Raw genomic sequence first — 12,285 nt, forward strand, 5'->3', positions numbered from 1 at the left:
AAAGTACAACAATGCAGGTTCGCGCCGGCTGAATCAGCGGCCAGATGTGTTAGCACGAGAGTAACGGAGGCGCTACTTGTACAGATATTGGACAAGCATATTGACCAGCTCCGACTTCAACCGGTCCACGGCAATCCGCTGTGGGGAGAAGGAAATGACATCGACGATCGCGCTCACCGCTTCGAACACAATTACGGAAGCTGCCTCAACGTCTTCAGTCTTCAATTCATCCTGACCCATCTGCAGGTACTTAAGCGTTCTGAGCCGGCCTGTTTCATATTGGGCATCCATCAGCTGCTTGATGACCTCATCACTGTGGTACATGATGCTCAGATCTTTATGATATCCGATAAACGCCTTATGCGAGAGCAGAAGGGTGTCTATCAGATGCAGAATCAGCTCGGAGCGGCCGATCGTTTCGAAATTAATCTCTGACATTGAAGCATCGATCCTGGCCAGAAGGTCATCGCCGTACATATGGAGAACATCGATGAATACGGCTCTTTTATCAATAAAATAGGAATAGAAGCTGCCTGTGGATACCCCGGCCGCCGCTGCGATTTCCTTGGTATTGGTCTGATGGAAGCCCTTGTCCGAGAATAGCTTCATTGCCGCCCGGATAATGGCTTCCTTGGTTCTGATACTGCGCTCCTGCTGCGGAGTTCTAACTTTGTCCTCGATTTCACCCATGTCTTAAGGTCCCCCTTATAGTACGAATTCTAGAGGAGCCGTTTTAAGCTGTCAATAAAAGTTGAACCATGGTTCGTTTTTTGTGATTGACAAATGTGAACTTTGGTTCATATAATGAAAATATGAACTTTATTTCATGTTTTGAAGGGTGATGGAGATGGGCGTTAGAACACGAAGAGCGTTATCTTTTACGGCAATAGTCCTGGGCTTTTTCATGGCGCTGCTGGATACCACGATTATTAATATTGCCCTGCCGGAGATGACACGTCATTTCGGCGGAAGTGTATCACAAGTCTCCTGGGTGATGAACGGCTATAATCTGGCATTCGCCGTTTTTATTCTCACCGCCTCCCGTCTGGCCGATCAGTTCGGGCGGAAGAAGGTGTTCCTCATCGGAGTGGCGTTGTTTACGCTGAGCTCCCTGCTGGCGGGTCTCTCTACTTCACTCGGTATGCTTATCGCACTTAGAGTCATTCAGGGATTGGCCGGTGCGGTGATTGTGCCGGTCACGATTCCGCTGACTACCACAACCTTTCCCAAAGAAATGCACGGCCTGATTATCGGCATCTGGGGTGCCATCTCCGGGGTGGCGGCTGCAAGCGGTCCGGCGCTTGGCGGGATTCTGACACAGAAGCTGAGCTGGGAATGGATTTTTTTTGTGAATGTGCCGCTTGGGCTGCTGAGTATTGTGCTGACGGCCATATTCATTAAGGAATCGCGGGATAACACAGCGGGCCGTTCCATAGATTACGCCGGGATCCTGGGGATCACCGGAGGGATGTTCTTCCTTACATATGCTCTGATCAAAGTGCAGGATTACGGCTGGAGCTCACGGATTTTCCTAGCGCTGCTGGCTGCGGGAGTATTGTTTGTGGTGTTCTTTTTTATTACGCAGTACAAGGGGAAGGAGCCGATGCTGCCCTTGTCATTACTAAGGATCAGAGCATTCAACAGCACATCGGTTTCTATGATCATCTTAGGTGCGGCGCTGATGAATGTTTCGCTGCTGACCTCCTTTTATCTGACCCGGGTGATGGGGGTGTCGGAACTGAAGGCGGGCCTTGTTCTCTCCATGATGGCAGTCGGCTCCATCGCCAGCTCAGCCATTTCCGGACCGCTGTCTGCGAAATATGGCAGCAGCCGGTTTGCTGCAGCAGGCATGTTGTTGATAGGCGGTGCCACCTATTCCATGAGCGGGCTGCACGCCGGCTCTACACTGGGCGCGGTGATGCTCCGGCTCGCGCTGGCCGGCCTTGGTGTGGGGCTCTCGATGGCGCCTGTGATGTCTTCGGCGATCCGGGTCGTTCCTGAAGATAAGGTGGGTATTGCTTCAGGGGTAACCAATATGGCGAAGTCACTCGGCAGTGTAATCGGCGTGGCTATTATCGTCACCGTGCTGCAGCATAATACAGCCGGGCAGCTGAGAGCAGCGGGCTCCGCTAACATACGGGTGATACCTGGAGCGGATGTGCAGCAGCAGGCTGCCGTAGATGCTTTCAGCCAGACTTATAAGTTCGCAAGTTACCTGATCCTTCCCGGCATCGCCGCAGCTTTATTCAGTGATGAACGCAGACAGCGGCGGGGCAGCGTTTGATAATTAGCGTGTCGTATCTCTACAGCTGTTTGTCTGTGTCTGGCAGAATCCCTAAAATAATATTATTCTTATAACAACGAAAATTAATTGTTTGCGAAACTGGACAGTGATTATTTTGTTCACCGGTGTTCCGAATCGTAGCAATAAGTCCCGGCCCCGCATAAATTGGAACAGGACGAGATGCCGGGCAGCGTTCTCTGCGGTCCCCATCCTGTTCAAGTGCCGGGAGGGATGCTTATGCCACGCAGAATTACCAGTACACCCAGACAAGACGGCTACCGTATGCCCGGAGAATTCGAGCCGCATCAGGGGACATGGATGCTCTGGCCGACCCGGACGGACACTTGGCGGCTGGGGGCGAAGCCGGCGCAGGCTGCTTTTGCCAGAGTGGCGGCAGCGATTGCGGAGTTTGAGCCTGTAACGATAGGCACCATCAGTGCCCAATATGAGCATGTCCGGGCACTTGTGCCGCCGCAGGTACGTGTGGTGGAGATCTCCTCGAACGATGCGTGGATGCGGGATATCGGCCCGACCTTTGTAGTGAACAGCAGCGGCGGGGTAAGGGGAATTGACTGGGGGTTCAACGCCTGGGGCGGACTGGACGGAGGGCTGTATTTTCCCTGGGACCAGGATCTGCTGGTGAAGCGGAAGGTGCTGGAGATCGAGAAGCTGGACTATTATGACCTGCGGCATTTCATCCTTGAGGGCGGAGCTGTTCATGTGGATGGAGAAGGTACGCTGATAACTACTGAGCAGTGTCTGCTGCATAAGAACCGCAACCCTCATCTGTCCAAAAGGCAGATCGGGGGTTATTTGCGCGATACGCTGAACGTAGACAAGATTATCTGGCTGCCCCGAGGAATGAGCGATGATGAGACGGACGGGCATATTGATGAGGTGGCCGCTTTTGTGAAGCCGGGCGTAGTGGTGATGAGCTGGACGGACGACCGGGAAGATCCGCAATATGAGGTGCTGCACGAAGCCTATTCACGGCTCATCCGGCAGAGGGATGCCCGCGGGCGCAAACTGGAGGTTCACCGGCTGCACATCCCGGAGCGGCTGATCATTACAGATGAAGAGGCGGGATGGATCGACCCGGCCAGCGGCAGCTACAGCCGTGCCTCAGGTACAACATTCGCTGCGACTTATGTGAATTTCTATATCTGCAATGGCGGAGTGGTAATGCCGGCATTCGGGGACAGGCGGGATGGGGAGGCGCTGGAGACCGTGCAGCAGTTATTCACAGACCGCACGGTGGTGCAGGTCAATACCCGTGAGATCGCCTTGGGCGGCGGGAATATTCACTGTATTACCCAGCAGCAGCCCCGGGGCTGGTAGTTTTGCACTTGCACCGGGCTCGAAACGGGCCGGCATATCGTCTAACCCGGGTCCTCTTGTGGCCCGGGTTCTTTTTGTGCATGGAGTGAAACGGTTTACCCGGCCGACTCGCTGGAAAAGCGCTGGTTAAGGTTCAATCAATGCTTGTATGTTAATGATTGACATATGCCCATGACTGTATTAATAATAGTAGTACAGTTAATACACCCTGGCATCCTGTGAAACATCATATGAAAGGAGGACTGTCATGTTCGAACTCGATGTACGCAGCCGCAAGCCGATCTATGAACAGCTGACCGGTAAGGTCAAAGAGATGATTATGCATGGTATTCTGCAGGCGGATGAACAGCTGCCTTCGGTGAGGGCTTTATCCTCGCAGCTTACGGTGAATCCCAATACGATCCAGAAAGCCTACAGGGAGCTGGAGCGGGAAGGTTACATCTATTCACTGCAGGGCAAAGGCAATTTCGTAGCCCCGCTGCAGCACGGACAGAATGAGAGCAAACGGGCAGAGCTGAAGGAAGAGCTGCTGCGGCTGATGGCAGAGGCAGTCTACCTCGGATTCACGGAGAGTGAGATGAGTGCGCTGTACCGCCAGGCGCTGGATAAGAGAAGAGAGGAGAACAGCCATGATTGAGATACGCGGAGTGAGCAAGATTTTCCAGGAGGAAAAGGCTGTTGAAGACATTTCGCTGACTGTACATAAAGGCGCCATTTACGGCTTGCTGGGCTCCAATGGGGCCGGTAAAACAACGCTGCTGAAGACGCTCGCCGGTATCTATCGTCCTGAAACAGGGAGTGTCAAAATAGACGGCCAGCCGGTGTTCGAAGCTCCTGAGGTGAAGCGCAGGCTGATCTTCATGCCGGACAGTCCTTATTTCTTCCCGCAGGCAACTATCAGAAGTATGGCGGCATTCTACCGTTCCATCTATCCGGAATGGAGCCAGAAGAGATACGAGGAGCTCGGGACGGCGTTCCGGCTGGATACCCGGCGCAAGCTCAGCCGTTTCTCCAAAGGAATGCAGCGCCAAGCCGCCTTCTGGCTGGCCCTCAGCTGCAAGCCGGATGTGCTGATTATGGACGAGCCGATCGACGGGCTGGACCCGGTCATGCGCAGGCAGATCAAGAATCTGCTGTTCCAGGAGGTGGCCGAGCGGGAGCTTACCGTGCTGATCTCCTCGCATAACCTGCGGGAAATCGAAGATCTATGCGACCATGTCGGCATTATGCATGAAGGCCGGATGCTGGTTGAGAAGGATCTGGATGATCTGAAGGCGGACACGCATAAGATCCAGGTGGCTTTCCGCGATGAACGCCATGCTGCGGCGCTGGAGGCCAAGCTGCAGATTCTCCATCAGGAGCAGCGGGGGAGTGTCAGCCTGTATATTGTAAAAGGCGACCGGGAGCGGATCGCCCAGGCTTTTCATGTCTACGAGCCTTATGTGTTCGATCTGCTGGCGCTGACGCTGGAGGAAATCTTTATTTATGAAATGGGGGATGCCGGTTATGACGCGCAGCCGATACTTCTTTAACAGCAGCATTATCCGCCAGAATCTGCGCCAGCACGGCTGGATCGGAATTCTATATACACTGGTACTGTTGTTCATATTCCCGCTGCAGATACTCATGAACGGCTATCGTTTTACGGAGCCGATGGAGATACCGGACCTTTTTAACATTGGCATAGATATTGCACCTTTCCTTGTTGCTTTTCCTGTTGGAGCCGGCTTATTCCTGTTCCGTTATCTGCAGTCCAAAATGCCTTCCGACCTGTGGCACAGCCTGCCGCTGCGGCGCTCGCATCTGCTGGCTTCCCATACGCTGAGCGGTTTGCTCCTGCTGCTTCCGCCTGTCTGGATTACGGCTGCGGTTGCGGCTATCATCCGCCCGCTGGACGGCATCATGTATATCTACAACGCAGCCGATGTCTGGGAATGGTGCCTGACCGTCAGCCTGCTGACGCTGTTTCTATTTGTGTTCACGGTATTTGTAGGCATTTGCACGGGACAGACCATTCTCCAGGGAATCCTGATCTTCATCCTGCTGGTTCTTCCCGCTGCACTCCTGCAATTCATCGACCTGCATCTGAACAGATATCTCTACGGGTATCCGGAATGGTCCGGCTTGCAGAATATCCTGAATAACTGGGCACCGCTTCTGCGTATTATGGACCTGTCCGTGGAGCCTTTAACTAGTGTGGAGACGTGGGTATATGCCATTCTTTCCGCTGTGTTCATGGCGCTGTCCTTCCTGCTGTACCGTAAACGCCACGGGGAAAAAGCCGGTCAGGCTCTGGCCTTCTCCTACTTCAATCCGCTGTTCAAAGCCGGTGTGATGCTGTGCAGTATGCTTCTGGCCAGCCTTTACTTCGGTACCGGGCGGAATCAGCTTGGCTGGATCATCGGCAGTGTCTTTATCGGAGGGCTGGTTGGTTACATTGTAGTAGAGATGATTCTCCGTAAAACCTGGCATATTATGACCCGCAGGCTGCCGCTTGAATTCGCGGTCTACAGCGTGCTGCTGGGTCTGCTGCTCTACATTCCCGTGTCAGGGTTAACCGGGTATGAGGACAGGGTGCCACAGGTTGATAAAGTGACTGCGGTATATGCCGGGGGGAATTACGAGTTCTTAACCCAGGATCCACCACAAGGGATTAACGGCATTAAGGAACCGGAGGAAGAGATTCTATCCACGGATCCGCGGTACATTGAAGCTGTCACTGCGCTGCATCATGCGATTGTTACTTTGAGGCCGGATCCCGGGAATGCGCCGAGTTATGATTATACGGGTAACCGGCAGTTCACCCTGGTATATAAGCTGGAGAGCGGGCGGAAGCTGATGCGGACCTACAATGTTCCGGCCAAGGGTTTCGAGCCGGAACTGAAAGCCATAATGGAGAATGCGGACTTTAAGCGCGTGAAATATGTTCTGTCCATGCTGGACCGGAATGTAGACAGCTTCAGACTGAGTAATCTGGATAAGGCGGTCAGTATTTCTGACCGGCAGGAGGTTCAGGAGCTTAAGGAGATTCTGAAGCGGGAAGTATTGAATATGTCCTATGAAGATCAGGTTTCCGGTCAGCTTGAGCGGGCATCCATTGAGTTAGTCAATAAACCGGATTCAACAGGTTATCAGCGCTATTATTCTTATCCGTGGTATCCTTCATACCATGAATTGGGGACCTGGCTGGAACAGAAGGGCTATGCTAATAAAGTTAAAGCAACAGCAAAGGACGTATTGTCGGCTGTAATTTTCAAAGATTACAACAAGGATGGAATGGCTTCAGCGCTTCGTGGCAATATTGAACGGCGTTTGAATCTGGCCCGCAACGAGGAACGTTCAGTCACAGTTAAAGATAAGACACTTATTGATGATATTCTGCAGCACCGTCAGAATGTCACCGGACAAGATGGCAGGTACGTGGTGAAGATAGAGTACAAAATTGGAATGACGAGTTACATCTCAATAGACGAACAAGACGTAACGCCAGAGCTAAAGGCCCTTCTACCATAGTCATCTTGTCTATTAAAATTAAACCAAAGTCAGACTAATGCCCCCGTATCCGGTGATGTTTCCCGGACGGGGGCATTGCTCTGCCGCATGTATGGGGGAAATAGAGAATGAGGCTGCTGCATTCGGGATGGATACTCTTTATTCCGCCCGAAGCGTGCCGGGGAGGAAATGAGGTGCGGATAATGAGGCGCTTGCGTGTCTTAAGCCTCTGCTTGGGTTATGCTTATATAAAGTAAGCATAATGACTCACATGGAGCTGCCGTGTAAGGAGGGAACTTTAATGGAAGAGGTACCGGATCATCTGGATCATGGACTGCAGATCGTCTTCATAGGATTTAACCCCAGCATCCGTTCCGGAGAGCTGGGTCACCACTATGCCAATCCGCGCAATAACTTCTGGCGCATCCTGCATAAGTCCGGTCTGACGCCGCGGCTGTATGATGCCTCGGAGGACGGCGAATTGCTGAAGCTGGGCTACGGGTTCACGAACATTGTCGCCCGCCCCACGGTAGGCGCTGAAGATATAACCCGGGAGGAATACACGCAGGGCCGGGAGCTGCTCCGGGCCAAGCTGGAGCAATACCGTCCGGAGATCGCCTGCTTTGTCGGCAAAGGCGTATACACGGAATTCAGCCGCAGAACCAAAGCGGACTGGGGATTTCAGGAGGGGGTGACTCCGGTGGTGGATGGAGTGCGGGAGTTTGTCGCGCCTTCGTCCAGCGGTCTCGTCCGTATGCCAATGCCGGAGATCGTGGATATTTACCGGCGTCTGCATGATTTTACGGAAGAGAAGGAGACTTGAGGCAAGGGCCGCCATATACTTGATTCGTAGTTTCCGCAGGATGGGGACTTCTGAGGAAGCCCTGTAGACCTGAAAGTTGTACGTTTTACAACTTTGATTCATTGAGAGCCAGGTATTCAGGCGGATTGTTGTATGAAATACAAGAATAATCCTGCTAAGCCGCTAGAGAAAGGCGAAATCATGCCTTTTGTACAACAATTCTGGATTTAGGCCCATAGGATGAAGGGAATGTTGTATTATGGGTAGGATTTTATAAAAGGTCACCAGATCTTTGCCCCGGAACGCGGATAAGCGGATAAAGCTGGTAAATTCGAACAATTGCAGTGAACTGCACATCAAACAAAAGCCCCCTCAGCTCAAAGGCTCAAGGGGGCTTACATAGTTAGATCTGAATCAGCAGCAGAATGATTGATGATAACGACAGGCAGACGCTGACCAGATACAGCACAGCAACGACCTGTTTCTGGTTCAGGCCGGCTTTGAGCAGGCGGTAATGAACCTGGGTGGCGTCGGCCTGATAGATGGCCTGGCCCTTGAGGAACCTTTTGACGACAACAAAAATATTATCGAAGATCGGCACGCCGAGCGCAAGAATCGGGATGCACAGGGACAGCACCGTTGCCTGCTTGAAGGCACCGTCGAGCGCAATCACGGCCAGAATGAAGCCGAGGAAGGTGGCGCCGGCGTCACCCATGAAGATTTTGGCGGGAGCCTTGTTGTAGCGCAGATACGCGACTGTGACCCCGATCAGCGACATCGCCATGATGGCCGACGAGGATTGTCCCATGGTAATGGCGACTACGAACAGGGTTACTGCCGAGATCGCCGTCAGTCCTCCGGCCAGGCCATCCATGCCGTCAGAGAAATTAATCACCGTGGTGACGCCGAAGATCCAGATAATCGTCAGCAGGAACTGCAGAATGAATGGCAGTGAGATATAATCTCCTGAGAAGGGATTGATGAATCCCGTGAAGGCATTGCCTGAGAAAAAGACGAGAATCGCTGCGGCGATCTGAACAATGAATTTCGGAAGCGCCGGGAAGTCCTTGCCTTTGGTTTTGTACCAGTCATCAATGGTTCCTATTGTCAGCAGCAGCACGCCGCCGATGAACAGGGCCAGCGTCTCCAGTGAGAAATCCCGGGCAAACAGCAGATATGTAATAAAGAAGCCTACGAATATGGCATAGCTGGCCGTGAGCGGAATCGGCTCCCTATGTATTTTGCGTTCTACATCTTCTCTGGGCCTGTCCACAAAATCAAGGCGGAAAGCGAGCTTACCAAGAGGGGGAATCAGCAGATAAACGATAAAAAATGACACGAGAAACGCTAAAACGTATAAAATGACAATCACCCCGTTGATTTATTTAAAATATAAGAACATATAGGTTTCACACGATAACTTATCCTTCTATTTCTCGCAGAAACGCTACCATCCTTAAAAAAAGGACGGCAAAGCCGTTTCTGCTTGGGCTGGTCTGTCCTAAATTATATCGCAGAAGGTTATACGTTGTCGAACCGGCAAACGAGATGGAGGGAATTATTTTGAAATACGAATGTATTTTATTTGATGCTGATGATACGCTGTTTGATTACGGGATGGCGGAGAGCCATGCCTTGTACCACGCCTTTGCCCATTTTGGCCTGCCGACAGGGGCAGAGGACTATGCGGCCAGCTACAAAGCAATTAACCATTCGCTATGGAAGGATTTCGAGCAGGGGCGGATTACCTCTGCCGCGCTACGGGTGGAGCGGTTCAACCGGCTGTTTGCCGCACATCACCTTGAGCTTAAGCCGGATGAATTCAGCGAAGCTTATCTGCGGTTCCTCGGTGAAGGCACGTTCCTGATTCAAGGCGCGATAGAGCTGTGCGGAGAGCTTGCCGGATGCAGGCTGGCGATTATTACGAACGGAATCAAGGATGTGCAGCAATCCAGAATTAAGGGTTCGCCGCTGAGCGAGGTGTTCGAGGCGATTATTATCTCTGAGGAGACCGGGTATCAGAAGCCGGAGACGGGGATTTTTGACTATGCTTTTGAGCGGCTTAAGATTACCGATAAAAGTAAGGTGCTGATTGTCGGTGACTCCCTGACCTCGGATATCCAGGGCGGGATCAATTATGGCATCGATACCTGCTGGTTCAATCCGCTGGAGAAGCCGGGAGATCCGGATGTGCTGCCTACCTATGAAATCCGCAGTTTACATGAGCTGCTGGAGATTGTGCGCTAGGGCGAAGTTTGTGGCAGGCGGGTGAAGTGGCGCGCCAATCCTTCTTGAACTTGGCTTCCGGGAGGTTGAAAGATTCTCCCCTGTGTTAAATATATAAGGACGCTATATTCATCCTATATTGATAACAACACACGGGAGAGGATTACTATGAACAAAAAATGGCTGATTGCCGCCGTGGTCACCGGACTTACGGTAACCGGCTCGGCAGGAGTCTACGCAGGCGCCAAGCTGCAGCAGATCAAAGCCTATCTCAACCACAGTCTCGGGATTGTGGTGGATGGCACTCCTTACTGGCTGAAGGACGGCAATGGCAAAACTCTAACGCCAATCACCTACGAAGGCACCACTTACCTGCCAATCCGTTCGATCGCGGATGCGCTGGATGTGCCGATAACTTATGATGCCGCGAATTATAAAGTGCGGATCGGTACCGGCAGCGAGGTCACTCCTTCACCGGGAACCTCCGCCGGCGGCGGGACTACAGCTCCGGTAGAGGGTACTGCCCGGCCGGTTAATCTGCCGAAGGATTTCCCGATTCCGGCCGATGCCCTGATTGCGACTACCCTTGATACGGATGCTAACGGTGTGAAAAAGGTAGCCTTCAGCTACTCCACGCAGGAAACGCTGGACATGATGGGATTCGTATACAGTGAATATGTGCGGATTAAGCGGCTCGATAATGCCTCTGAGACCGTATCCGCCAGCACGGTCAAAATTACTGGCAGACTCGGTGGTACAAGTCCGGTATCGATCACTGGTAAAGCTTCGACTGCCCGGCCGGGCTTCAATATCTTCACCGTTACCTGGTCAGAGAGCTGACGGAGTAAGTATGCCGTCATACAGCCGTATACAGACTCAAAACTCCGGGCCGCTTGTCGGCCCGGAGTTTTTGCTGGGATGCTGCAGATTCAGGAGGTGCCTGGTACACGGACTTCTGCACCCGGAGACCCTGATTGTACACTGTCCGTGGGTCCTCTAAGAAGGATAGATGCTGTGCCCGCCAGCCGGGCAGAAGCCTTAAGCCTGCTGCCGGGTATCCAGCGGCTTCAAATGGGCTTCGATCTGTTCACGTTTCGACTCCAGGAACGGCGGCAGGGCCAGAGCTTCGCCCAGATGCTCCACCTCTTCATCGGTGGCGAAGCCCGGTCCATCCGTAGCCAGCTCGAACAGGATTCCATTCGGCTCGCGGAAGTACAGGGAGCGGAAGTAGAAGCGGTCGACGAATCCGGAATTGGGCAGCTGCACGGTGCGGATACGTTCGATCCACAGCTTGAGCTCTTCTTCGTTATCCACGCGGAAGGCGACATGGTGTACACCGCCCCGTCCGAGGCGCTCCTGCGGCAGATCCTTGCGTTCCTCCAGATGAATCTCCGTGCCGGACCCGCCTTCTCCGGTCTCGAACACGATGACATCCGGCTGTCCGGTTACCGGCGAAGGATAAGTGCCTGCGCGGCGGAAGCCGAGCAGGTCTTCCAGAATCAGTGCCGTATGTTCGGCAGTCTCCACTGTAAGATGTGCCGGACCCAGTCCAACAATGGCATATTCCGCCGGTACGGGGCTCTTGTCCCAGGGCTTGCCGCCGGCCATGCCCTGATTATGCTCATCCGAGACGAGGATGAGGCGCTGTCCCTCGTGGTCGGTGAAGGCCAGCGTCTTGCGGCCGCCGCGTTCGGTAATCTCATCGTGCTCTACACCAAACACCGTGAACCGCTGGGTCCAGAAGAGCAGCGCATCATCACTTGGTACACGGAGTGAAAGTGCAGAGATGCTGTTGTTGCCGTCGCGGTTGCGGCCGGCGTTCGGCAGCTCGAAGAAGGTAAGCTCCGTACCCGGATTCCCGGTCTCATCACCATAGAACAGGTGATAGACAGAGACATCATCCTGGTTTACTGTTTTTTTGATCAGGCGGAGTCCGAGCACTTCTGTATAGAATTTGTAGTTTTCCGGTGCTTTGGCTGTAATGGCGGATACATGATGAAGCCCTTTTAATGTTAAACTCATGGGAAGACCTCCTAATAAAGTTTTGCCGCTTCGTAAGCAGCAGCTATAATTTTGTGACCTTAAGCGGATGTATTTGAACGTGCCGGATACTTAATGAGTATTTTTAAGTTACTATAATTTT

At 52.8% G+C, this 12,285-nt stretch carries 11 protein-coding genes; 8 read left to right on the forward strand and 3 right to left on the reverse strand.

The window, feature by feature from the left end:
• Positions 1-72: 72 nt before the first annotated feature.
• Entirely contained in the window at positions 73-690 is a 618-nt protein-coding gene (locus tag NSU01_RS05250; RefSeq protein WP_042133887.1) for a TetR/AcrR family transcriptional regulator, read from the reverse strand.
• 157 nt (positions 691-847) lie between these two features.
• On the opposite strand from NSU01_RS05250, the gene NSU01_RS05255 reads away from it, so the two are divergent.
• The 6 genes from NSU01_RS05255 to NSU01_RS05280 all read left to right on the forward strand — a co-directional run bounded on the left by NSU01_RS05255 (position 848) and on the right by NSU01_RS05280 (position 7,937).
• Complete coding sequence (locus NSU01_RS05255) at positions 848-2,284, forward strand: MFS transporter (RefSeq protein WP_076247377.1); 1,437 nt, start codon at positions 848-850, stop codon at positions 2,282-2,284.
• A gap of 237 nt (positions 2,285-2,521) precedes the next feature.
• A complete protein-coding gene (aguA, locus tag NSU01_RS05260; protein WP_076247379.1) occupies positions 2,522-3,622 on the forward strand; it encodes an agmatine deiminase in 1,101 nt (366 codons plus the stop codon).
• A 247-nt stretch (positions 3,623-3,869) separates the two neighbouring features.
• Complete coding sequence (locus NSU01_RS05265; RefSeq protein WP_042133893.1) at positions 3,870-4,259, forward strand: GntR family transcriptional regulator; 390 nt, start codon at positions 3,870-3,872, stop codon at positions 4,257-4,259.
• The gene (locus NSU01_RS05270) at positions 4,252-5,154 is read left to right on the forward strand and encodes an ABC transporter ATP-binding protein (RefSeq protein ID WP_042133894.1); all 903 of its coding nucleotides are present in this window, start codon (positions 4,252-4,254) and stop codon (positions 5,152-5,154) included. The genes NSU01_RS05265 and NSU01_RS05270 overlap by 8 nt, the downstream gene beginning before the upstream one ends.
• A complete protein-coding gene (locus NSU01_RS05275; RefSeq protein WP_144026181.1) occupies positions 5,129-7,135 on the forward strand; it encodes a DUF6449 domain-containing protein in 2,007 nt (668 codons plus the stop codon). Before NSU01_RS05270 ends, NSU01_RS05275 begins: the two co-directional genes overlap by 26 nt.
• A 280-nt stretch (positions 7,136-7,415) precedes the next feature.
• Positions 7,416-7,937, forward strand: coding sequence for a mismatch-specific DNA-glycosylase (locus NSU01_RS05280; protein ID WP_144026182.1), 522 nt, complete (start codon positions 7,416-7,418; stop codon positions 7,935-7,937).
• 382 nt (positions 7,938-8,319) lie between these two features.
• Here NSU01_RS05280 and NSU01_RS05285 read toward each other — a convergent pair whose 3' ends face one another.
• Positions 8,320-9,288: an MraY family glycosyltransferase gene (locus tag NSU01_RS05285; RefSeq protein WP_042133899.1), complete on the reverse strand. Its 969-nt coding sequence runs from the start codon at positions 9,286-9,288 to the stop codon at positions 8,320-8,322.
• A gap of 191 nt (positions 9,289-9,479) precedes the next feature.
• On the opposite strand from NSU01_RS05285, the gene NSU01_RS05290 reads away from it, so the two are divergent.
• Positions 9,480-10,163: a YjjG family noncanonical pyrimidine nucleotidase gene (locus NSU01_RS05290; protein WP_039302939.1), complete on the forward strand. Its 684-nt coding sequence runs from the start codon at positions 9,480-9,482 to the stop codon at positions 10,161-10,163.
• A 147-nt stretch (positions 10,164-10,310) separates the two neighbouring features.
• Positions 10,311-10,982 carry a hypothetical protein gene (locus NSU01_RS05295; RefSeq protein WP_052421681.1) on the forward strand — a complete coding sequence of 224 codons (672 nt, stop codon included), beginning with the start codon at positions 10,311-10,313 and terminating at the stop codon, positions 10,980-10,982.
• 198 nt (positions 10,983-11,180) lie between these two features.
• Here NSU01_RS05295 and NSU01_RS05300 read toward each other — a convergent pair whose 3' ends face one another.
• Positions 11,181-12,164 (reverse strand): ring-cleaving dioxygenase, encoded by a 984-nt coding sequence (locus NSU01_RS05300; RefSeq protein ID WP_076247389.1) that lies wholly within the window; start codon positions 12,162-12,164, stop codon positions 11,181-11,183.
• Positions 12,165-12,285 lie beyond the last annotated feature (121 nt).

Origin of the sequence: Paenibacillus sp. FSL H8-0259, assembly GCF_037963255.1 — a bacterium.
Classification (GTDB): domain Bacteria; phylum Bacillota; class Bacilli; order Paenibacillales; family Paenibacillaceae; genus Paenibacillus_AQ; species Paenibacillus_AQ phytohabitans.